Source organism: Streptomyces sp. LMG1-1-1.1, assembly GCF_040815545.1.
In the GTDB taxonomy this organism is placed as follows: domain Bacteria; phylum Actinomycetota; class Actinomycetes; order Streptomycetales; family Streptomycetaceae; genus Streptomyces.
In genome coordinates, this window is sequence record NZ_JBFPNH010000025.1 from 24,309 (window position 1) to 44,748 (window position 20,440).

A 20,440-nucleotide genomic window follows, 5' to 3' on the forward strand; every position below is an offset into this window, starting at 1 on the left:
AGGCGATCAGGAGTGCGGGGTAAGGGGACGTGCACATCGTCATCATGGGCTGCGGGCGAGTGGGAGCCGCTCTCGCGCAGACCCTCGAACAGCAGGGGCACACCGTCGCGGTCGTGGACCAGGACCCGACGGCCTTCCGTCGTCTGGGGTCGGGTTTCGGCGGTCGGCGCGTCACGGGCGTGGGCTTCGACCAGGACACGCTGCGTGAGGCCGGGATCGAAGAGGCCGGTGCCTTCGCCGCGGTGAGCAGCGGCGACAACTCGAACATCATCGCGGCGCGGGTCGCGCGCGAGATGTTCGGCATCGAGAACGTGGCGGCGCGGATCTACGACCCGCGTCGCGCCGAGGTCTACCAGCGCCTCGGGATCCCGACGGTCGCGACGGTCCGCTGGACCGCCGACCAGATGCTCCGCCGGCTGCTGCCTTCCGGCGCGGAGCCGCTGTGGCGGGATCCGAGCGGTGGCGTGCAGCTCGCGGAGGTGCACACCTCTCCGGCGTGGATCGGCCACAAGGTGAGCCGGCTCCAGGAGGAGACCGGCGTCCGTGTCGCTTTCCTCACCCGGCTGGGCGAAGCGATTCTGCCGACCTCGCAGACGGTGCTCCAGGAAGGTGACCTGGTGCACGTGATGATGCGTACGGACGAGATCGCGAAGGTCGAGGAGGCCTTCGCCGAGGGTCCTGAGGAGGGCGGTCACTGATGCGTGTCGCTATTGCGGGCGCGGGTGCGGTGGGCCGTTCCATCGCGGGCGAGCTGCTGGAGAACGGGCACGAGGTCCTGCTCGTCGACAAGGCGCCGACCGCCATCTCGGTGGAGCGGGTGCCGCAGGCGGAGTGGCTGCTGGCCGACGCGTGCGAGATCACCTCGCTGGACGAGGCGGCGCTGCAGCGCTGCAACGTGGTGATCGCGGCGACCGGCGACGACAAGGTGAACCTGGTCGTCTCGCTGCTCGCCAAGACGGAGTACGGCGTGCCGCGGGTGGTCGCCCGCGTGAACAACCCGAAGAACGAGTGGCTGTTCAACGAGTCCTGGGGCGTGGACGTCGCCGTGTCGACGCCGCGTCTCATGTCGGCCCTGGTGGAGGAGGCGGTGAGCGTCGGCGACCTGGTCCGGCTGCTCCGCTTCAGCCACGGCGACGCGAACCTGGTCGAGCTGACGCTCCCGCCGGAGTCGGCGGTCGCCGGCACCGCGGTCGGGGACGTGGCGTGGCCGCAGGACACCTCGCTCGTGACGATCATCCGCGGTTCGCGGGTGCTGACGCCGAGCCCCGAGGAGACCCTGGAGGCCGGTGACGAGCTGCTGTTCGTGGCCGCCCAGGCTCGCGAGGAGCAGCTGGAGGACCTGCTCCAGGTCCGCCGGGAGACTCCCGAGTCCTGATCGGGGCATGCGGGTGTGGCAAGCGGAAGGGCCCGGAACCCCTCGGGGTTTCGGGCCCTTGCACGTGCCGGGGGCTCAGGCCTCCGGGTGGCTCTGCGCGGCGGCGGCCGCCTTGCGCTCCTTCTCGGCGCGCTCCTCGGCCTCCATCTCGGCGAAGACGTCGATCGGCGCCGGGGCCTTCGCGAGGAACACCCAGGTGAGGTAGACCGCGAGCAGGAACGGCGGGATCTTCAGCGCGACGAGGACCCAGCCGAACTTGGTGGTGTCGGCCCACCAGTACATCGGGAAGAGGATCGCGCACTTGCCGAGCAGGATCAGGCCCCAGGCCCAGCTGGCCTTGGTGTAGGCCTTCTTGCGGCCCGGGTTGCGGGTGCGCCAGGAGAGGTTCTCCTTGAAGACCGGGCCGAGGATCAGGCCGATCAGGGGGACTCCGGCGAGCGCGGTGACGATGTACGCGAGGGCGAGGCCCAGGGTGTACAGCATGCCGGGCAGGTAGAAGTCCTTGGCGTTGCCCGTCATCATCGCGAAGACGACGCCGAAGGCGACCCCGAAGACGCCGCTGAACGCGTGCTTGACCGTGTCGCGGCGGATCAGCCGGACGGCGACCAGGACCAGCGAGACCGCGAGCGCGGCGATCGCCGAGACGTGCAGGTTCTTGTTGATCGTGAAGATCGTGACGAACAGCAGGCCGGGCACGACCGTCTCGACCATGCCGCGCACGCCGCCGAAGGCCTCGAAGAGCGCGGCCTCGGTCACGGCCCTGTCGGCCTGGGTGTCCTGGTCCGGGGTCGACTGGGCCGCCGTCGGCTTGTCGAGGGACGTCACCGGCTACTCCTGTCCGAGCGGTCGGAGCTCGTATTTGGGGTTGAAGAGGACCCGCCGGCCGTGGCTCATCGAGATCCGGCCGGAGGCGATCAGCTTGCGGCCCGGTTCGATGCCCACGATGGAGCGGCGGCCGAGCCAGACGACGTCGAGTGGTGCCGTGCCGTCGAAGAGTTCGGCCTCCAGCGCGGGTACACCGGCCCGGGGACGCAGCGTGACCGTGCGCAAGGTACCAGTCACCTTGACTATCTGGCGGTCGGAGCAGTCGGAGATACGTGTGCACCCCGACGCTTCGGCGGCCTCCTGGAGCTCCTCCGACTCCAGGTCCTCCGGGGAGGAGGAGAGCCGGTCGAGCATCCGGCGGAACCTACCGGCCGGCTTCTCTGTACGTGGTGCAGCACTCATACAGAAAGCGTACCGGCCACCGCTGTCACCGAGGCCGGCCCCGGGCGCCCGGTCCGTTCACCGTTCGAAGCGGTACCCCATGCCCGGTTCGGTGACGAAATGGCGCGGGTGCGAGGGGTCGGCCTCCAGCTTGCGGCGGAGCTGCGCCATGTACACCCGGAGGTAGTTGGTCTCGGTGCCGTACGACGGCCCCCAGACCTCCTGGAGCAGCTGCTTCTGGCTGACCAGCCGGCCGCTGTTGCGGACGAGGACTTCGAGGAGGTGCCACTCGGTGGGGGTGAGGCGGACGTCCCGCCCGTCGCGGTGGACCTTCTTCGCCGCCAGGTCGACGGTGAATCCCGCGGTCTCGACCACGACGGCCCCGTCCTCGGCGCCGCCGACCGGCTCGGCCCTGCGCACGGCCGCGCGCAGCCGGGCGAGCAGCTCGTCCATGCCGAAGGGCTTGGTGACGTAGTCGTCGGCACCCGCGTCGAGCGCCTCGACCTTCTCGTCGGAGGTCTGGCGGGCCGAGAGGACCAGGATCGGCACCCTCGTCCAGCCGCGCAGGCCCCGGATGACCTCGACGCCGTCCATGTCGGGCAGGCCGAGGTCGAGGACGACGACGTCGGGGTGGCGTTCGGCGGCGAGCTTGAGGGCGGTGGCGCCGTCGGGCGCGGCGTCGACCTCGTACTTCCGCGCCTTGAGGTTGATCACCAGGGCACGGACGATCTGCGGCTCGTCGTCGACCACGAGGACCCGGGTCATGGAGGGGGCCTACCTTCTGCAGAGAGCTGCTGTACGGGAATGGGCGCGGGAACGGGGCGCGGTACGGGGACGGGGGCCGGGGACGGCTGCGGTACGAGTACGGGGACGGCTGCGGTACGAGTACGAGTACGAGTACGAGTACGACTAAGGGTGCTCTACAGGGTCGAGTACGGGTGCGGGAACGGCTGCGGCCGTCGGGTCACGGGCACGGGCGTCAGGTCAGGTCACGGCGTGCGCCGGGAGGTCGGCGGGAGGTGCCGGGGGCCCGCCGGGCGCGGCCCGGAGGGTGAGGACCATGGTGAGGCCGCCGCCGGGGGTGTCCTCGGCGCCGAGCGTGCCGCCCATGGACTCCACGAAACCGCGGGCCACCGCGAGCCCGAGGCCGACGCCGGAGCCGCGCGGAGCGTCGCCGAAGCGCTGGAAGGGCTCGAAGATGCCGTCCTTGGCCTCGTCGGGCACGCCGGGTCCGCGGTCCACGACCCGCAGTTCGACCCGGTCCCCCAGGGTGCTGGCGGCGACGGCGACGGGCACGCCCTCGGGGCTGTACTTCACGGCGTTCTCGACGATGTTGGCGACGGCCCGCTCCAGGAGGCCCTTGTCGACGTCGACCATGGGCAGCGACTCGGGGATGTCGAGTTCGGCGCTGCCGTCCGGTACTCCCCCGAGGGCCATGGGGACGACCTCGTCGAGGTCGACGGTCCGGATCAGGGGGGTGACGGTGCCGGTCTGGAGGCGGGACATGTCGAGGAGGTTGCCGACGAGGTGGTCCAGGCGGTCGGCGCCGGCCTCGATGCCCTCCAGGAGTTCGGCCCGGTCCTGCTCCGACCATTCGACGTCGTCGGAGCGGAGCGAGGAGACGGAGGCCTTGATGCTCGCGAGAGGGGTCCGCAGGTCGTGGCTGACCGCGGCGAGCAGGGACGTGCGGATCTTGTTGCCCTCGGCCTGCTTCCTGGCCTCCTCGGCCTCGCCCACCAGGCGCTGCCGGTCGAGGACGACGGCGGCCTGGGCGGCGAAGGCGCCGAGCACCCGCCGGTCCTCCGCGGGCAGCACCCGGCCGCGGAGGGCGAGGGCCAGGTGGTCGCCGACCGGCATGTCGACGTCGGCGTCCTCCGGCCGCGCCGCCGGGTGGGGTCCCACGCTCGCCGCCCGTGTCCACGGCTCGACCTCGTCGACGCGCTCCAGGAGGGCCACCGACTCCATGGAGAAGGTCTCGCGGACCCGTTCGAGGAGGGCGTCCAGGCTGGTCTCGCCGCGCAGCACGCTGCCGGCCAGGTAGGAGAGGACCTCGGACTCGGCGCGCAGCCGGGCGGCCTGGTGGGTGCGGCGGGCGGCCAGGTCGACGACCGAGGCGACCGACATCGCGACGCCGAGGAAGACGGCGATGGCGACGATGTTCTTGGGGTCGGCGACGGTGAGCCGGTGGATCGGCGGGGTGAAGAACCAGTTGAGGAGGAGCGAGCCCGCGACGGCCGAGGCGAGCGCCGGTACGAACCCGCCGAGGAGGGCCGCGGAGACCGTCAGGGCGAGGAAGAGCAGCATGTCGTTGGCGAGCCCGAGATCGGCGTCGACATGGGTGAGGAGCAGGGCGAGGGCGGCGGGTCCCGCGACGCCGACGATCCAGCCGCCGAGGATGCGGGAGCGGCCGAGCCGGGCGCCGCGCGCGACCGGCAGGCCCCGCCCCTTGGCCACCTCGCCGTGGGTGACGATGTGGACGTCGAGGTCGGTCCCCGAGTCCCGGGCAACGGTCTGGCCGACGCCGGGACCGAGCACGTACTGCCAGGAGCGGCGCCGGCTGGAGCCCAGCACGATCTGGGTGGCGTTGACCCCGCGGGCGAACTCGAGGAGCGCGGAGGGGATGTCGTCGCCGATGACGTGGTGGAACGTTCCGCCGAGGTCCTCGACCAGGGTCCGCTGGACGGCCAGCTCCTTCGGCGAGGCCGAGGTGAGTCCGTCGCCGCGGGCTATGTAGACGGCGAGGACCTCGCCTCCGGCGCCCTTCTCGGCCAGCCGGGTGGCCCGTCGTATCAGGGTGCGCCCCTCGGGTCCGCCGGTCAGGCCGACGACGATCCGCTCGCGGGCCTGCCAGGTCGAGCGGATGTTGTGCTCGCCCCGGTACTGCTGGAGGTACTCGTCGACCCGGTCGGCGGTCCAGAGCAGGGCCAGCTCGCGCAGGGCGGTGAGGTTGCCGGGGCGGAAGTAGTTGGAGAGGGCCGCGTCGACCTTGTCCGAGGTGTAGACGTTGCCGTGGGCCATCCGGCGCCGCAGGGCCTCCGGGCTCATGTCGACCAGTTCGATCTGGTCCGCCCGGCGCACGATCTCGTCGGGGACGGTCTCCCGCTGCCGTACCCCGGTGATCGACTCGACGACGTCCCCGAGCGATTCCAGGTGCTGGATGTTGACGGTCGAGACCACGTCGATGCCTGCGGCGAGGAGCTCGGCGACGTCCTGCCACCGCTTGGGGTTCCTGGACCCCGGCACGTTCGTGTGGGCGAGCTCGTCGACGAGGGCGACGGCGGGACGGCGGGCCAGGACCGCGTCGATGTCCATCTCGGGGAAGGCCGTCCCCCGGTAGTCCAGGGTGCGGCGCGGGACCTGCTCCAGGCCGTGCAGCATGGCCTCCGTGCGCGGCCGCCCGTGGTGCTCCACGAAGGCCACGACGCAGTCCGTGCCGCGCTCCACCCGCCGGTGCGCCTCCGCGAGCATCGCGTAGGTCTTGCCGACGCCCGGCGCAGCGCCGAGGTAGATCCGAAGCTTGCCGCGTCCCATGGCTCGACCATACGTCCAGCCAAACGGACATTCCGTACGCGGAGAGGGGCCCCGGTGCGGTATTGACGTGATTCTGATGTCGATTCCGCCGGCCCCGGATGTCGAGAACGCCGGACCGGCTCCGACCCCACCACGACAGTGGCCCCGGGCACCGCCCGGGACGCGACGCACATCCGAGGAGCACCCCGTGAAGTACATGCTGTTGATGCAGTTCCACGCGCAGAGCCTCGACGTCCCGTCGATCGGGGAGTGGCAGCCGGAGGAGATCCGCGCGCACATCGCGTTCATGCGGACCACGAACGAGAAGCTGGCGGCCGCGGGCGAACTGGTCGACGCGCAGGGGCTCGCGATGCCGGAGACGGCGCGGATCGTCCGGGCGGCGGCGGACGGCTCGGCCCTGGTGACCGACGGCCCCTTCGCCGAGACCAAGGAGTTCCTGGCCGGCTGGTGGATCGTCGAGGTCCCGTCCCAGGAGCGGGCCCTGGCCATCGCGGCCGAGGTGTCGGCGGCGCCCGGCCCCGGCGGCGCCCCGATCAACATGCCCATCGAGGTACGCGAGGTCATGTCCGAGCCCCCGGCGGAACCGGGCGCGGAGAGCTGAGGCCCCCGGGGCACGCGGCGGGCCCGCGTCTCCGGGGGGGCGCGGAGAGTCAGGCCGGGACCGCCCCGAGTCGCGGGCCCGCGCCCGCCGTGCGGCGGGCCCTCAGTGCTCGATGATCTCGCCGTCGCTCAGCTCCAGGACCCGGTCCGCCAGGACCAGGAGCTGGGGGTCGTGCGTGGCGACCAGGGCCGTACAGCCCTCGCTGCGCACGACCGCGCGCAGCAGCTGCATGACGGCGAGACCGGTCTCGGCGTCCAGCTGGCCCGTGGGTTCGTCGGCGATCAGCAGGGCCGGCTTGTTGGCCAGGGCGCGGGCGATGGCGACCCGCTGCTGCTGGCCGCCGGAGAGCTCGCCGGGCCGCTGCTCGGCGTGGTCGGCGAGCCCCACGAGGCCGAGGAGCAGGGCGACCCGCTCCTCGCGCTCCTTGGGGTCCGCCTTGCGCAGCCGCATCGGCACGCCGACGTTCTCGGCGGCGGAGAGGATGGGGAGCAGGCCGAAGGACTGGAAGATGAAGCCGATCCGGTCGCGGCGCAGTTCGAGGAGTCCGCTCTCGCCGAGCGTGGAGAGGTCGGTGCCGTCGATGACGATCCGGCCGCCGTCGGCGCTGTCGAGGCCGCCCACCAGGTTGAGCAGGGTCGTCTTGCCGGAGCCCGAGCGGCCCTTGAGCGCGACGAGCTCGCCGCGCGGGATGTCGAAGGAGACCCCGCGCAGGGCGTGGACGGCCGCCTCGCCCGTGCCGTACGAACGGCGCAGGTCCTCGACGCGGACCATCGGCCGGCCCGCCGGGTCCTCGGCCACGGCCGTCGCGGGCCCCGTGCTGCTCTCACTCACCTGAGTTCCCCCTCCTCGAACATGTGCGCCCGCCAGTATGGTCCGCGGTCACCCCCGACGGCCAGAGTCGGAGGCCCGACCCCTGTGGAAAACGCGGGCGCCCGAACGACCGGTGGGCCCCTTCCCGTACGGAGTCGTACGGGAAGGGGCCCACCGGTCGAAGCGAGGGCGCTCGGCGGAGGTCAGGAGCCCTCCGCGAAGCGCGGTTGCCCAGCGGAGTCGGAGACCTCCGCGGGGCGGGGTCACTCAGCGGAGCTCGGAGATCTCCGGGCCGCGCTGGAGCTGTCCCATGCCGCCGGAGAAGCGGGAGTTCTCCTGCTCCTCCTGCTGCACGCCGTCCGGCACCATCTGCGCGTCGTTCGGCAGCTTCAGCACGATCGGGTCGCGCGGGGCCATCGGGCCGTCGCCGCGGACGACGACGGTGTCCCGGACGATCTGCTCCAGGAGTCCGGCCGCCTCGGGCTGCACGGCGCCCTGCCCGGAGATCACTCCGCGCAGGAACCAGCGGGGCCCGTCGACGCCCACGAAGCGGACCAGCTGCACACCGCGGTTGCCGTCCGGCAGCTGGACGGGCACCTGGGCCCGGAGCTCCCAGCCCAGGGGGCCCTCGACCTCGTCGATGACACCGCCCTGCTGGACGATGCCCGTGGCGATCTCGTCGCGGACCTCGCCCCAGATACCCTCGTTCTTGGGGGCGGCGAAGGCCTGCAGCTGTACGGCGCTGTCGCGCAGCACGACGGTGGCGGCGACGATCGCGTCACCGGCCACCTCCACCCGCAGCTCCATGCCCTCGACTCCGGGCACGAAGACGCCACCGAGGTCCACCCGGCCCTCGTCGGGCTTGGACACCTCGGAGATGTCCCAGGGCCCGTCGGGCCGGGGCGCTGGCGGAAGGTTCACACGGCGCGGGGCCGCGTCGTCCGCGTCCTCGCCGTCCACCGCGTCGACGACCTGCTCGGCCTCGCCCGCCGCGTCCTCGGCGGCACCGCTCTTCTTGCGACGTCCGAACACGTCACTGTCCTTCCCGGTCGGATACGACCGAAGCGTATCGATTCCCACCCGTAGTGCCGTCCACGGCGGCGTGACCGCCGGTGGACCCGAAGCCCCCCTCGGCCCGCGCCGAGCCGGGAAGTTCCGCCACCTCGTGGAAGCGCACCTTCTCGACCTGTTGGACGACAAGTTGGGCGATCCTGTCGAATCGTTCGAACCGCACGGTCTCGCGCGGGTCGAGATTGACCACGATCACCTTGATCTCTCCACGGTACCCGGCATCCACCGTCCCCGGGGCATTCACCAGCGCCACTCCGCAGCGGGCGGCGAGACCGGAGCGCGGGTGCACGAAGGCCGCGTACCCGTCCGGCAGGGCGATGGAGACCCCGGTGGGCAGCACGGCGCGCTCCCCGGGGGCGAGCTCGGCGGCCTCGGTGGTCACCAGGTCCGCCCCGGCGTCGCCGGGATGCCCGTAGGCCGGGATCGGCACCTCGGGGTCCACACGGCGGATCAGTACGTCGACAGGGTTGCGCATCAGGGGTTCACCTCGAAGGCGCGGGCGCGCCGGACCTGGTCGGGGTCGGACATGGCGGCCTGGATCTCCTCCGGGCGGCCGTTGTCGATGAAGTGGTCGACCTTGACCTCGACGAAGAGGGCGTCGGCGCGGACGGCGACGGGGCCCTCGGGCCCGCCGATCCGGCCGACCGCGGTCGAGAAGATCTTGCGGCCGTGCACGGCGGTGACCGCGGCCTCCAGGTGGAGCACGGTGCCGACGGGGACGGGCCGGACGAAGTCGGTCTCCAGGCGTCCGGTCACGGCGATGACCCGCAGCAGCCAGTTCAGGGAGCCGAGGGTCTCGTCGAGCGCGGTGGCGAGCACGCCGCCGTGCGCGAGGCCGGGGGCGCCCTGGTGGTCGGGGGTCACCGTGAACTCGGCGGTGACGGTCACGCCCTCGCCCGCCCGCGCCTCCAGGTGCAGGCCGTGGGGCTGCCCGCCGCCGCACCCGAAGCAGTACTCGTAGTGCGCACCGAGTAGCTCGCCGGGAGCCGGCGCGTCGGGGTGGCGTACCGGCGGTATGGCGTCGGCCGGCGGGGTGAGGGCGGCAGATGTTGCAGTCACAGGCGCAGACCTTACCCGCGCGGATGGGCGCGGGTCGCGCCGTGCCAAGCTTGGACGCATGCAGCCTTCCGCACCGTCCCCGGCCCCCTCCCCCGCGCCCTCCGCAGCGCCGCGCTTCGACGAGCGGCTGACGGCGCCCCGCTCGTGGTGGGCGATCGCGGGTCTGATCGGTCTCTCCGGCGGTCTGATCATGTTCCCGCTGGGTACGGTCCCGATGCTGGGCGGCCTGATCGTGGCGGCGGTCCTCGCCGGGATGGGCGTCTCCTCGTACGGATCCGCGCGGATCCGGGTGGTGGCCGGTTCGCTGGTGGCGGGCGACGCGCGGATCCCGGTCGCGGCGCTCGGGGCGGCCGAGGCGCTCGACGCGGAGGAGGCGCGCGCCTGGCGCACCCACAAGGCGGACCCGCGCGCCTTCATGCTGATGCGCAGCTACGTGCCCGGGGCGGTACGGGTCGAGGTGGCGGATCCGGCGGACCCGACGCCGTACGTGTACCTGTCCAGCCGCGAGCCGGAGGCGCTGGTCGCGGCCCTGGAGGCCGAACGCGTCGGCGACGAGGGCTGACGGCCGGCAGCGTCTCGCCCCCGGGGGCCCTACGGGGCCCCTGTGTCGTGGTCGGGGGGCTCTGCCCCTGCGTCGCCGCCCCGGGGGCTCTGTTCGTCACCGGGGAGCCCCGTCGCCGGGGGCTAGAAGCCCAGCTCCTTGGGGTTCTCGGGCTGCTCCAGGGGAGGCAGGTCGCGGAGGGCGTCCCAGGGGATCTGGCGGGCGCGCAGGTCCTTGCGGATGCGGGAGGCGAGCTTCTTGGTGTCGCGGCGGTTCATGACCGCGCCGACGGCGGCACCGACCATGAAGGGCATCAGGTTCGGCAGGTTGCGCACCATGCGCTTCATGATCTGCTGGCGCAGTTCGCGCTTGAGCTGGCCGCCGAGGGCCGCGTTGACGGTGGTGGGCTTGGTGGGGTCGATGCCCCGCTCCTCGGCCCAGGAGGTCAGGTAGGCCGCCGAGCGCTGGGTGATCCGGCCGGGGGGCCGCAGTCCGTAGACCTCGTGCAGCTCGGCGATGAGTTTGAGTTCCACGGCGGCGACGCCGGTGATCTCGGCCGCCAGTTCGGCCGGCATGGCCGGGGGGACCGGGAGCATGGCCGCGGCGCCGATGCCCGCGCCCACCGTCGAGCTCGCGTTCGCGGCGCCCGTGACGAGCTTGTCCGCGAGCTGCTCCGGGTCGAGGCCGGGGAACTGCTTGCGCAGGGTCGCCAGGTCGCGGACGGGGATCCGCGGGGCGAGGTCGATCAACCGGTCGGCGAGGTAGCCGATGCCGGCCTTGGCGCTGTCGCCGCCGCGCCGCACACCCTGTGCGACGCCGCGCCGGACGGCGTCGATCCGTTCGGAGTCGATCCTGATCTTGTCGAGCCGGGCCCGCGCGGGGTCGGCGAGGCGCCTGACGGCGCCGAGGCGCCCGTCGTGCCGCTCCACGTCCTGCCCGCCGGCCCGTCCCGCCTCCCGCTCCGCCGGCGGTGCCGGGTCGAGCTCGGCCCCCGCCTCGAGCGAGGCCGCGAGGCCCCGCTCGTCGTCACGTGCGCCGAGGGAGGGCAGGGATGCTGCCTGCACGGCTTCGGGGGCCTCCTGGGCACCCTCTGCCGGGCCTGAGCCGCCGTTGTACGTCTGCGGGCTCCCGGGGAGCCGCAGACGCCGCTTCCGGGACGGTGTGCCTGCCACGGCCGGGCGACCTCAGTCGCAGTCGCGGCAGATCGGCTGGCCGTTCTTCTCCCTGGCCAGCTGGCTGCGGTGGTGCACGAGGAAGCAGCTCATGCAGGTGAACTCGTCGGCCTGCTTGGGCAGGACCCGGACGGCCAGCTCCTCGTTCGAAAGGTCGGCGCCGGGAAGCTCCAGGCCTTCGGCGGCCTCGAACTCGTCGACGTCGACGGTCGAGGTCGACTTGTCGTTCCGGCGGGCCTTCAGTTCTTCAAGGCTGTCCGAGTCGACGTCGTCGTCGGTCTTGCGTGGGGTGTCGTAATCCGTTGCCATGTCGCTCTCCCCCTCTGGGTGGTTGCGGTGTCTCCAGCGCACGTAACGCGTGAGAGGTCGGACTTGTGCCCGACCTGAGGCGGAGATTTTGCCTCACATCAAGGTCTGTTACTCAATCGACACCCGTCGCACGCTCTCGCGAGTGATCGGCTTCGGGTGGCGAACCGGACCGTACACGGTCCTCCGGGCGCCCTACACAGGCGCCACCCCGTGTACTTCCCGTCATTCCGGGCCCCGGAAACCCGGACTTTTCCTGGTTTTCCGAGGGATTTCTCGGTCACGGAGAGTGGAAGTCCGGACACCCTCTCCTGTGATCGATCACACATGAGCGTCTCAGAATCGGGGCCCCGAAATTCCGCGCAAAGCGAACGGAACCGGTCGGGCTCGTGCAGTGTGTCAGATCGGCAGAGTGACGCGCATCACGAGACCTCCGCCCTCGCGGGGCTCCGCGATGATACGGCCGCCGTGGGCACGGGCCACGGATCTGGCGATCGACAGGCCGAGTCCGACCCCCTTGTCGCTGCCGGTCCGCTCCTGGCGGAGCCTGCGGAACGGCTCGAAGAGGTTGTCGATCTCGTAGGCGGGCACGACGGGCCCCGTGTTCGAGATGACCAGGACCGCCTGGCCGTGCTCGGTCTCCGTGGTGACCTCCACCCAGCCGTCGTCCGGCACGTTGTACCGCACGGCGTTCTGGAGGAGGTTCAGCGCGATCCGCTCCAGCAGGACGCCGTTGCCCTGGACGACCGCGGGACCCAGCTCGCGCCGGATCTCCACGCCCTTGGCCACGGCCTCGGCGTGCGTCTGGTCGATCGCCCGGGAGGCGACCTCGGCGAGGTCGACGGCCTTCCGCTCGATGATCTGGTTGTCGCTCCGGGCCAGCAGGAGCAGGCCCTCGACGAGCTGCTCGCTGCGCTCGTTGGTGGCGAGCAGCGTCTTGCCCAGCTGCTGGAGCGCCAGGGGCGCCTCGGGGTCCGAGACGTGGATCTCCAGCAGGGTGCGGTTGATCGCGAGCGGGGTCCGCAGCTCGTGCGAGGCGTTGGCGACGAACCGCTGCTGCGCGGTGAAGGCCCGCTCCAGACGCTCCAGCATCTCGTCGAACGTGTCGGCCAGCTCCTTGAGCTCGTCGTCGGGGCCGTCGAGCTCGATCCGCCGGGCCAGGTCGGAGCCGGCCACCTGGCGGGCGGTGCGGGTGATCCGGCCGAGCGGCGAGAGCACCCGTCCCGCCATGGCGTAGCCGAAGGCGAAGGCGATGATGCTCAGGCCGAGCAGGGCGAACAGGGAGCGGCGCAGGAGGTCGTCGAGGGCCAGGTCGCTCTGGTGCCGCAGGCAGACCGAGACCGCGTCGTTGAACTGCTCGCCGGTGCCCGTGTTGGGCAGCTGGCACCAGGACGTGGTCGGCTGCACCTCACCCTTGACGATCTTGAACGGCAGCTGGGCCGCGCTGTCGCTGAGCGCCTGCGCCGTGAAGAGGTAGATGATCGACAGCAGCAGGATGCCCGCGATGAGGAACATCCCGCCGTACAGCAGCGTGAGCCGTATCCGGATGGTCGGGCGCAGCAGCGGCCTGACCGGGTCCCGGGGGTCCCAGGTGGGTTTCGGTGGCGCCTGGGGGTGGGGCGCCGGTGTCGTGGCCATCAGGTCAGATCCGGTAGCCGGAGCCGGGCACGGTGACGATGACCGGCGGCTCGCCGAGCTTGCGGCGCAGGGTCATGACGGTGACGCGCACCACGTTGGTGAAGGGGTCGGTGTTCTCGTCCCAGGCCTTCTCCAGGAGCTGCTCGGCCGAGACGACGGCGCCCTCGCTGCGCATGAGGACCTCCAGGACGGCGAACTCCTTGGGCGCGAGCTGGACCTCCTTGCCCTCGCGGAAGACCTCGCGGCGGTTCGGGTCGAGCTTGATGCCGGCGCGCTCCAGGACGGGCGGGAGCGGGACGGTCGTCCGCCGGCCGAGGGCGCGCACGCGCGCGGTGAGCTCGGTGAAGGCGAAGGGCTTGGGGAGGTAGTCGTCCGCGCCGAGCTCCAGGCCCTCCACGCGGTCGCTGACGTCGCCGGAGGCGGTGAGCATCAGGACGCGGGTGGGCATGCCCAGCTCGACGATCTTGCGGCAGACGTCGTCGCCGTGGACGAGCGGGAGGTCGCGGTCGAGGACGACGACGTCGTAGTCGTTGACGCCGACCCGCTCCAGGGCCGCGGCGCCGTCGTACACGACGTCGACGGCCATGGCCTCCCGGCGCAGTCCGGTGGCCACCGCATCGGCGAGCAGCTGCTCGTCCTCGACGACGAGTACGCGCACGTCGTTGTTCCTTCCCGTCAAGCCGCTGTCCGGGGTGGGGACCGGCTGGATTCCACGCACTGACTGTGCGTGTCCATCCTGCCCCGTACGCGCGTAAACCGGCTGTAAGGCGGTGGTGGGGGACCCGGGGCGGGCGGGTGGTGAGCGGGGGGCGCGCGGCGGCGCGCGAAGAATTCACCTGATTCGCGGGCCAGTTGAGGTTTCCTTGAGGAAGGGGCTGGGGAGGACGACTGCACACCCCGTGATCACGCCTGTATGCGGCGCGCCACCTGACGCTCCCTGTCCCCCAGAGGCCGCAGTGTGTGATCCACCCACCCTCGGCACACCCCCGTGCCACCGGACCCACGACGAGGGGGCGCACGATGGACGCTTTCACCGCAGGACTGCTGCACCGCATCAGGACCACGCAGACGGACCTCACGCGAGCTCGTGAGACGGGCGACGACTACCTCGCGGATGTCGAGCAGGCTGAGCTGGACGACCTGCACCGCCTGGCCGCCGAGCACGGCGTGGAGGTAGCCGCGCCGGGCGTCTGACCCGTCTCCACCGAACGACCCGCGATCACGCCCGTACGCGTACGAGGGCCCCGGAGCCGCTCCCGGCTCCGGGGCCCTCGTGCGTCCGCCTCGCGGCCGCGTCAGTCGTGCCAGGCCCCCAGCTCCTCCAGGAGCTCCTGGAGGGGCCCGAAGAGCCCCGGAGAGGCCGCGAGGGTCAGCTCTCCGGACTCCGGCTCCCCGGGGCGGCCTCCGGTCAGGGCGCCCGCCTCGCGGGCGATGAGCGCCCCGGCGGCGAGGTCCCAGGGGTTGAGTCCGCGCTCGTAGTACGCGTCGAGGCGGCCGGCCGCGACGTCGCAGAGGTCGATCGCGGCCGAGCCGCCGCGGCGGATGTCGCGGACCAGCGGGATCACGCGCCGGGCGACGTCCGCCTGGCGGGCGCGGCGGGTCTGGATGTATCCGAAGCCGGTGCCGAGGAGGGCCTGGTCGAGCACGGGCGAGGGGCGGGCGGCGAGGCGCCGGTCGCCCTCGTACGCCCCGCCGCCGAGGACCGCGTGGTAGGTCTCGCCGCGCATCGGCGCCTCGACCACGCCGACCACGGTCTCGCCGTCCCGTTCGGCGGCGATGGAGACGGCCCAGGTGGGCAGGCCGTACAGGTAGTTCACGGTGCCGTCGAGCGGGTCGATGACCCAGCGGATCCCGCTGACGCCGGGGCTCGATGCGCCCTCCTCGCCGAGGAAGCCGTCCTGGGGGCGGTGCTCGGCGAGGAAGCCGGTGATCAGCTTCTCGGCGGCGATGTCCATCTCGGTGACCACGTCGATGGGGCTGGACTTGGTCGTGGCGACGGCGAGGTCGTCCGGGCGGCCGTCGCGCAGGAGGGCGCCGGCGCGCCGGGCGGCCTCCAGGGCGAGGTCGTGCAGTTCGGTGAGCAGGGGGTCGGTCACGCTGTCTCCTTACGCGTACGGGCTGTCGGCGCCGGCCGCCGCCGGCCGTTCGGCCCTGGCGGGGCAGCAGCCGATCGGGCACAGGTCGTGGGAGGCCCCGAGGGCGCCCAGGGCGCACCGCTCCGCGCGGATCCCCCGCTCCTTGGCGGCGCGCTCCAGGACGAGCTCGCGGACGGCCGCGGCGAAGCGCGGGTCGGCGCCGACGGTGGCCGAGCGCCGGACGGGCAGGCCGAGTTCGGCCGCCTTCGCCGTGGCCTCGGTGTCGAGGTCGTACAGGACCTCCATGTGGTCGGAGACGAAGCCGATCGGGACCATGACGGCGGCGGGGACGCCGCTGCCGTGCAGCTGCTCCAGGTGGTCGCAGATGTCGGGTTCGAGCCACGGGATGTGGGGGGCGCCGCTGCGGGACTGGTAGACGAGCTTCCACGGGCGGTCGGTGCCGGTCCGCTCGCGGACCGCGTCGGCGATGGTCCGCGCCACGTCGAGGTGCTGCCGGACGTAGGCCCCGCCCTCGCCGTGCTCGGTGACCGGGCCGGAGCTGTCGGCGGCGGAGTCGGGGATGGAGTGGGTGGTGAAGGCGAGGTGGGCGCCGTCCCGCACGGACGGGTCGAGCTCGGCGAGGGAGGCGAGGACGCCCTCGATCATGGGCTCGACGAAGCCGGGGTGGTTGAAGTAGTGCCGGAGCTTGTCGACGCGGGGCAGCGGGAGGCCTTCCGCCTCCAGCGCGGCGAGGGCGTCGGCGAGGTTCTCCCGGTACTGGCGGCAGCCGGAGTAGGAGGCGTACGCGCTGGTGGTGAGGACGGCGATGTGGCGCCTGCCGTCCGTGACCATCTCCCGGAGGGTGTCGGTGAGGTACGGCGCCCAGTTCCGGTTTCCCCAGTAGACCGGGAGGTCGAGGCCGGCCTCCGCGAAGTCCGTCCGCAGCGCGTCGAGGAGCGCGCGGTTCTGGTCGTTGATCGGGGAGACGCCGCCGAACAGGAAGTAGTGCTGCCCCACTTCCTTGAGCCGTTCCTTCGGGATGCCGCGGCCGCGCGTCACGTTCTCCAGGAACGGGACCACGTCGTCCGGACCCTCGGGGCCGCCGAAGGAGAGCAGCAGCAGGGCGTCGTACGGGGCGGGATCGTGCTGATCGGACATGGCAACGATCCTCCCACCCGGCTCCGGCGGCGGGGGGCGCGGCCCGTCCGTGCCCGATCGTCCGAAAAAGGGGGATGACCGATCGACTTCAACACCGTAGGCTTTAGCTATTAATTACACGTGTTGACCAAGGACGCCTCTTGCCCAGTCCCTACCGCGCGATCTTCGAGGCGCCCGGCACCGCCTCGTTCTCCGTCGCCGGATTCTTCGGCCGGATGCCGCTGTCCATGATGGGCATCGGCATCGTGACCATGATCTCGCAGGTCACCGGCAGGTACGGGCTCGCCGGCGCGCTCTCCGCGACCCTCGCCATGTCCGCCGCGGCGCTCGGCCCCCGGGTGTCGCGCCTCGTCGACCGGCACGGGCAGCGCAAGGTGCTCAGGCCGGTGACCCTGGTCTCGCTCGCCGCGGCCGCCGGCCTCCTCCTCTGCGTGCAGCAGGGGGCTCCGGACTGGACGCTCTTCGTCTTCACCGCCGTGATCGGCTGCGTGCCGAGCCTCGGCGCGATGACCCGGGCCCGCTGGGCGGACATCTACCGGGGCGACGGGCGGCGCCTGCACACGGCGTACTCCTGGGAGTCGATCGTCGACGAGGTGTGCTTCATCTTCGGCCCGATCATCTCGATCGGTCTGTCGACGACCTGGTTCCCCGAGGCCGGTCCGCTGTTCGCCGGGGTGTTCCTGACCGTCGGCGTCTTCTGGCTGACCGCCCAGCGCGCGACGGAACCCGTGCCGCACCCGCGGGAGGACGGCGAGAAGAGCGCGTCCGCGCTCCGCTCCCCCGGCCTCCAGGTGCTGACCCTCGCCTTCGTCGCCACCGGCGCCATCTTCGGCTCGGTGGACGTGGTGACCGTGGCCTTCGCCGAGGAGCAGGGCCACAAGGCGGGCGCCAGCCTCGTTCTGGCCGTCTACGCGCTGGGCTCCTGCCTGGCCGGCGCCGTCTTCGGACTGCTGCACCTCAAGGGCGCGCCGTCCCGCCGCTGGCTGCTGGGCATCTGCGCGATGGCCGTGAGTATGATCCCCCTCCTACTGGCCGGGAACTTGCCGTTGCTGGCCGTGGCGCTCTTTGTCGCGGGCCTGTCCATCGCACCGACGATGGTGACCACGATGGCCCTCGTCGAAGCGCACGTACCGCGCACCAAGCTGACCGAGGGCATGACCTGGACGGGTACCGGGCTCGCGATCGGCGTGGCGCTCGGCTCGTCGGCCGCCGGCTGGGTGGTCGACGCGTCGGGAGCAGAGGCGGGGTTCGTGGTGCCCGTCGTCTCGGGCGCGCTCGCGGTCGCGGTGGGTCTCCTCGGACACCGCCGGCTGCGCACGCCGGCACCGAACCGGGAGGGGCAGCGTGAGCGGGACGACGACAGCGGGGTCGGGGAGCGCCAGGACGGCGAGCAACCCGTGGCGTAACTGGGCGGGGAACGTCACCTCCCGCCCGGTGCGGGAGGTGAGCCCGGCCTCGGCCGAGGAACTCGCCGAGGCGGTGCGCCGGGCGGCGGCGGACGGACTGCGGGTGAAGACGGTCGGTACCGGCCACTCCTTCACCTCGATCGCGGCCACCGACGGCGTCCTGATCCGCCCGGGTCTGCTCACCGGCATCCGGCGCATCGACCGCGAGGCGATGACCGTGACGGTCGAGTCCGGCACCCCGCTCAAGCGGCTCAACGTGGCGCTGGCCCGCGAGGGCCTGTCGCTCACGAACATGGGCGACATCATGGAGCAGACCGTCGCCGGCGCCACCTCCACGGGCACCCACGGCACGGGCCGCGAGTCGGCCTCGATAGCCGCGCAGATCCGCGAGCTGGAGCTGGTGACGGCCTCGGGCGAACTGCTCGTCTGTTCGGAGAAGGAGAATCCGGAGGTCTTCGCGGCCGCCAGGATCGGTCTCGGCGCGCTCGGCGTGGTCACGGCGATCACCTTCGCGGTGGAGCCGGTCTTCCTGCTCACCGCGCGCGAGGAGCCGATGACCTTCGACCGGGTCACCGCCGAGTTCGACGCGCTGCACGCGGAGAACGAGCACTTCGAGTTCTACTGGTTCCCGCACACGAACAACTGCAACACCAAGCGCAACAACCGCAGCGCGGGCCCCGCCGCCCCTCCCGGGCGGATCAGCGGCTGGATCGAGGACGAGCTCCTCTCCAACGGCATCTTCCAGCTCGCCTGCTCGGTGGGCCGCGCCGTGCCGCCGGTGATCCCCTCGATCGCCAAGGTCTCCAGCCGGGCCCTGTCGGCCCGTACGTACACCGACATCCCGTACAAGGTCTTCACCTCGCCGCGCCGGGTGCGCTTCCTGGAGATGGAGTACGCGCTTCCGCGTGAGGCGGCGGTCGCCGCGCTGCGCGAGCTCAAGGCGATGGTCGAGCGCTCGCCGCTGAAGGTGAGCTTCCCGGTGGAGGTGCGGACCGCCCCCGCGGACGACATCGCGCTGTCCACGGCCTCGGGGCGGGAGACCGCGTACATCGCCGTCCACCTGTACAAGGGCACGCCCCACCAGGCGTACTTCACCGCGGTGGAGCGCATCATGACGGCGCACGGGGGCCGCCCCCACTGGGGCAAGGTGCACACCCGCGACGCCGCCTACTTCTCCGAGGTCTACCCGCGCTTCGCCGAGTTCACGGCAGTGCGCGACCGGCTCGACCCGGACCGGCTGTTCGCCAACGACTACCTCCGCCGGGTCCTGGGCGACTGACCGTCACCCGGTGCCCGGGTCGCCGTCGGCCGGTGCCGGGGCGTCCGGCGAGCCGGCGCCGGTGGTGGGCTCCTGGGTCGGGGCGGTGGGCGTCGGGGCGGTCGTCGGGCCCGTCGGCGTCGGGGCGGGCGTCTCGCCGCCGGTGGAGTCGGAGGGGGTCGGCTCCGTGGACGGGGTCGCCGTCCCGGTCCCCGTCTCGCCACCCTGGTCGCCCGGGGTCGGGGTGGCGCCCGTCGCGGGCGTGCCGTCCTCCGGCCGCGTGGCACCGCCGGAGGAGCCGGACGGCGTGGGCGCGGGCCGCTCGTCGCGGTCCGGCGCGTCCTGCGCCGCGCTCCCGCCGCGGACGACGGAGCCGAAGGTGGTGGACCCGTGGGTGCCGCTGAAGTCCTGCCCCGAGACCAGCTCGTAGGTGGTGATGCCGCCCATGGTCACGCCGAAGACCAGGGCGGCCGCGATGGCCGGGCGCTTCCAGCCGCGCACCCGGGTGCCGTGGGTGGTCGCGCCGCCGAACTCCTCGTCGTACGGGGAGGGGGCGGGCGGGAGGGTGCCGAGCATCAGGGTGCGGTCGTCCCGCGGCCCTGCCGTGACCGGGATCTGACGCGCCTTCGGCTTGGCGGCCGCGGTCGCGTCGCGGACCTGCTCGCCGGTGCGTTTGAAGAGGTGCTGGAAGAGCGGGCCGCCGCAGGTGGCGATGACACTGATCACACCGGCGCCGACGATCGTCCCGTACACGCCGAGGGTGGAGGCGAGTTTGGCGGCGATCACCGCGGCCAGGGCGCTGCCCGACACCTGAGCCACGCTCAGGTCGATCCTTCTCCTGCCGCCCTCCCGCTCCTCCTTGGGTTCCTCCGTGCCGGTCTCCGGCCTGTGACGCATCTCCAACCCCTGACGGCTCATCCGTTCGCCTTGCACCCAGAAGGGACAAATGGGCGAAGCGAATAGTTCCGTTTCTGCTGTTTCTGTGAACAGCGACACGTATGAGGGAAGATCGCGGAGACTCAACTCCCGTACCGCCCGCAAAGTTGGGCGGCGCGCCGGTCCACCCAGGTGGCCCGAATGGAGTACATTGACGAACCCTGGGTCCGGACGCCTTCGGGTGCCCGGGATCAAGGGGAGGGAGCCGAAAGCGGCACTCGAACCGGTGACGCCACGGCACCACACGGAAACCGGCTGCACAGAGTGACCACCAGTCACTCCGGGTAGCCACCAGGT

22 protein-coding genes are annotated in these 20,440 nt (G+C 72.2%); 7 read left to right on the top strand and 15 right to left on the bottom strand.

Features of this window, described 5'->3' with window-relative positions; all coding sequences use genetic code 11:
- Positions 1-29 precede the first annotated feature (29 nt).
- Both MRBLMG1_RS14690 and MRBLMG1_RS14695 read left to right on the top strand, forming a co-directional pair.
- Positions 30-698: a potassium channel family protein gene (locus MRBLMG1_RS14690; protein ID WP_017237685.1), complete on the top strand. Its 669-nt coding sequence runs from the start codon at positions 30-32 to the stop codon at positions 696-698.
- Entirely contained in the window at positions 698-1,375 is a 678-nt protein-coding gene (locus MRBLMG1_RS14695; RefSeq protein WP_367824386.1) for a potassium channel family protein, read from the top strand. Before MRBLMG1_RS14690 ends, MRBLMG1_RS14695 begins: the two co-directional genes overlap by 1 nt.
- Before the next feature lie 75 nt (positions 1,376-1,450).
- Here MRBLMG1_RS14695 and MRBLMG1_RS14700 read toward each other — a convergent pair whose 3' ends face one another.
- The 4 genes from MRBLMG1_RS14700 to MRBLMG1_RS14715 form a co-directional block, all read right to left on the bottom strand.
- On the bottom strand, positions 1,451-2,200 hold the full coding sequence (locus tag MRBLMG1_RS14700) for a DUF3159 domain-containing protein (RefSeq protein WP_367824388.1): 750 nt from the start codon (positions 2,198-2,200) through the stop codon (positions 1,451-1,453).
- 3 nt (positions 2,201-2,203) lie between these two features.
- Positions 2,204-2,602, bottom strand: a complete 399-nt coding sequence (locus tag MRBLMG1_RS14705; protein ID WP_367824389.1) for an OB-fold nucleic acid binding domain-containing protein — start codon at positions 2,600-2,602, stop codon at positions 2,204-2,206.
- A 57-nt stretch (positions 2,603-2,659) separates the two neighbouring features.
- Positions 2,660-3,346, bottom strand: a complete 687-nt coding sequence (locus MRBLMG1_RS14710) for a response regulator (RefSeq protein WP_367824391.1) — start codon at positions 3,344-3,346, stop codon at positions 2,660-2,662.
- A gap of 219 nt (positions 3,347-3,565) precedes the next feature.
- Positions 3,566-6,112 carry a DUF4118 domain-containing protein gene (locus MRBLMG1_RS14715; protein ID WP_367824393.1) on the bottom strand — a complete coding sequence of 849 codons (2,547 nt, stop codon included), beginning with the start codon at positions 6,110-6,112 and terminating at the stop codon, positions 3,566-3,568.
- Between the two features lie 196 nt (positions 6,113-6,308).
- On the opposite strand from MRBLMG1_RS14715, the gene MRBLMG1_RS14720 reads away from it, so the two are divergent.
- On the top strand, positions 6,309-6,713 hold the full coding sequence (locus MRBLMG1_RS14720) for a YciI family protein (protein WP_367824515.1): 405 nt from the start codon (positions 6,309-6,311) through the stop codon (positions 6,711-6,713).
- A gap of 102 nt (positions 6,714-6,815) precedes the next feature.
- On the opposite strand, the gene MRBLMG1_RS14725 is transcribed toward MRBLMG1_RS14720, so the two are convergent.
- The 4 genes from MRBLMG1_RS14725 to MRBLMG1_RS14740 all read right to left on the bottom strand — a co-directional run bounded on the left by MRBLMG1_RS14725 (position 6,816) and on the right by MRBLMG1_RS14740 (position 9,653).
- Entirely contained in the window at positions 6,816-7,484 is a 669-nt protein-coding gene (locus tag MRBLMG1_RS14725) for an ABC transporter ATP-binding protein (protein ID WP_414721582.1), read from the bottom strand.
- A 306-nt stretch (positions 7,485-7,790) separates the two neighbouring features.
- The gene (locus MRBLMG1_RS14730) at positions 7,791-8,555 is read right to left on the bottom strand and encodes a DUF3710 domain-containing protein (RefSeq protein WP_367824396.1); all 765 of its coding nucleotides are present in this window, start codon (positions 8,553-8,555) and stop codon (positions 7,791-7,793) included.
- Position 8,556: 1 nt separating this feature from the next.
- A complete protein-coding gene (gene dut / locus MRBLMG1_RS14735; RefSeq protein ID WP_366305517.1) occupies positions 8,557-9,069 on the bottom strand; it encodes a dUTP diphosphatase in 513 nt (170 codons plus the stop codon).
- Positions 9,069-9,653: a PaaI family thioesterase gene (locus MRBLMG1_RS14740; protein ID WP_367824398.1), complete on the bottom strand. Its 585-nt coding sequence runs from the start codon at positions 9,651-9,653 to the stop codon at positions 9,069-9,071. The genes dut and MRBLMG1_RS14740 overlap by 1 nt, the downstream gene beginning before the upstream one ends.
- Positions 9,654-9,711: 58 nt before the next feature.
- Here MRBLMG1_RS14740 and MRBLMG1_RS14745 point away from each other — a divergent pair, with 58 nt between their 5' ends.
- Positions 9,712-10,215, top strand: a complete 504-nt coding sequence (locus tag MRBLMG1_RS14745; protein WP_367824400.1) for a DUF3093 domain-containing protein — start codon at positions 9,712-9,714, stop codon at positions 10,213-10,215.
- A 122-nt stretch (positions 10,216-10,337) separates the two neighbouring features.
- On the opposite strand, the gene MRBLMG1_RS14750 is transcribed toward MRBLMG1_RS14745, so the two are convergent.
- The 4 genes from MRBLMG1_RS14750 to MRBLMG1_RS14765 all read right to left on the bottom strand — a co-directional run bounded on the left by MRBLMG1_RS14750 (position 10,338) and on the right by MRBLMG1_RS14765 (position 13,968).
- Positions 10,338-11,366, bottom strand: coding sequence for a hypothetical protein (locus tag MRBLMG1_RS14750; protein ID WP_367824402.1), 1,029 nt, complete (start codon positions 11,364-11,366; stop codon positions 10,338-10,340).
- Positions 11,367-11,378: 12 nt separating this feature from the next.
- A complete protein-coding gene (locus MRBLMG1_RS14755; protein WP_003955561.1) occupies positions 11,379-11,675 on the bottom strand; it encodes a DUF4193 domain-containing protein in 297 nt (98 codons plus the stop codon).
- Positions 11,676-12,071: 396 nt separating this feature from the next.
- Positions 12,072-13,310: a sensor histidine kinase gene (locus MRBLMG1_RS14760; RefSeq protein ID WP_367824404.1), complete on the bottom strand. Its 1,239-nt coding sequence runs from the start codon at positions 13,308-13,310 to the stop codon at positions 12,072-12,074.
- 4 nt (positions 13,311-13,314) lie between these two features.
- On the bottom strand, positions 13,315-13,968 hold the full coding sequence (locus MRBLMG1_RS14765; protein ID WP_017237674.1) for a response regulator transcription factor: 654 nt from the start codon (positions 13,966-13,968) through the stop codon (positions 13,315-13,317).
- 362 nt (positions 13,969-14,330) lie between these two features.
- Here MRBLMG1_RS14765 and MRBLMG1_RS14770 point away from each other — a divergent pair, with 362 nt between their 5' ends.
- Positions 14,331-14,504: a hypothetical protein gene (locus MRBLMG1_RS14770; protein ID WP_017237673.1), complete on the top strand. Its 174-nt coding sequence runs from the start codon at positions 14,331-14,333 to the stop codon at positions 14,502-14,504.
- 101 nt (positions 14,505-14,605) lie between these two features.
- On the opposite strand, the gene MRBLMG1_RS14775 is transcribed toward MRBLMG1_RS14770, so the two are convergent.
- Together MRBLMG1_RS14775 and MRBLMG1_RS14780 are read right to left on the bottom strand one after the other, a co-directional pair.
- Entirely contained in the window at positions 14,606-15,406 is an 801-nt protein-coding gene (locus MRBLMG1_RS14775) for an inositol monophosphatase family protein (RefSeq protein WP_367824406.1), read from the bottom strand.
- A gap of 9 nt (positions 15,407-15,415) precedes the next feature.
- Positions 15,416-16,543 (bottom strand): ferrochelatase, encoded by a 1,128-nt coding sequence (locus MRBLMG1_RS14780; protein WP_367824407.1) that lies wholly within the window; start codon positions 16,541-16,543, stop codon positions 15,416-15,418.
- Between the two features lie 140 nt (positions 16,544-16,683).
- Between MRBLMG1_RS14780 and MRBLMG1_RS14785 the strand changes: the two genes are divergently transcribed.
- Together MRBLMG1_RS14785 and MRBLMG1_RS14790 are read left to right on the top strand one after the other, a co-directional pair.
- Positions 16,684-17,949, top strand: coding sequence for an MFS transporter (locus MRBLMG1_RS14785; RefSeq protein WP_367824409.1), 1,266 nt, complete (start codon positions 16,684-16,686; stop codon positions 17,947-17,949).
- On the top strand, positions 17,888-19,228 hold the full coding sequence (locus tag MRBLMG1_RS14790; RefSeq protein WP_367824411.1) for a D-arabinono-1,4-lactone oxidase: 1,341 nt from the start codon (positions 17,888-17,890) through the stop codon (positions 19,226-19,228). Before MRBLMG1_RS14785 ends, MRBLMG1_RS14790 begins: the two co-directional genes overlap by 62 nt.
- Before the next feature lie 3 nt (positions 19,229-19,231).
- Here the strand turns inward: MRBLMG1_RS14790 and MRBLMG1_RS14795 are convergent, their stop codons facing one another.
- Positions 19,232-20,104, bottom strand: coding sequence for a hypothetical protein (locus MRBLMG1_RS14795; protein ID WP_367824413.1), 873 nt, complete (start codon positions 20,102-20,104; stop codon positions 19,232-19,234).
- Positions 20,105-20,440: the final 336 nt, after the last annotated feature.

Coding starts and splice junctions, on each gene's coding strand:
- MRBLMG1_RS14755 (WP_003955561.1), bottom strand. CDS start 11,675: ATGGCAACGGATTACGACACCCCACGCAAGACCGACGACGACGTCGAC.
- MRBLMG1_RS14745 (WP_367824400.1), top strand. CDS start 9,712: ATGCAGCCTTCCGCACCGTCCCCGGCCCCCTCCCCCGCGCCCTCCGCA.
- MRBLMG1_RS14780 (WP_367824407.1), bottom strand. CDS start 16,543: ATGTCCGATCAGCACGATCCCGCCCCGTACGACGCCCTGCTGCTGCTC.
- MRBLMG1_RS14695 (WP_367824386.1), top strand. CDS start 698: ATGCGTGTCGCTATTGCGGGCGCGGGTGCGGTGGGCCGTTCCATCGCG.
- dut (WP_366305517.1), bottom strand. CDS start 9,069: ATGCGCAACCCTGTCGACGTACTGATCCGCCGTGTGGACCCCGAGGTG.
- MRBLMG1_RS14710 (WP_367824391.1), bottom strand. CDS start 3,346: ATGACCCGGGTCCTCGTGGTCGACGACGAGCCGCAGATCGTCCGTGCC.
- MRBLMG1_RS14715 (WP_367824393.1), bottom strand. CDS start 6,112: ATGGGACGCGGCAAGCTTCGGATCTACCTCGGCGCTGCGCCGGGCGTC.
- MRBLMG1_RS14705 (WP_367824389.1), bottom strand. CDS start 2,602: ATGAGTGCTGCACCACGTACAGAGAAGCCGGCCGGTAGGTTCCGCCGG.
- MRBLMG1_RS14725 (WP_414721582.1), bottom strand. CDS start 7,484: ATGGTCCGCGTCGAGGACCTGCGCCGTTCGTACGGCACGGGCGAGGCG.
- MRBLMG1_RS14770 (WP_017237673.1), top strand. CDS start 14,331: ATGGACGCTTTCACCGCAGGACTGCTGCACCGCATCAGGACCACGCAG.
- MRBLMG1_RS14795 (WP_367824413.1), bottom strand. CDS start 20,104: ATGCGTCACAGGCCGGAGACCGGCACGGAGGAACCCAAGGAGGAGCGG.
- MRBLMG1_RS14720 (WP_367824515.1), top strand. CDS start 6,309: ATGCTGTTGATGCAGTTCCACGCGCAGAGCCTCGACGTCCCGTCGATC.
- MRBLMG1_RS14760 (WP_367824404.1), bottom strand. CDS start 13,310: ATGGCCACGACACCGGCGCCCCACCCCCAGGCGCCACCGAAACCCACC.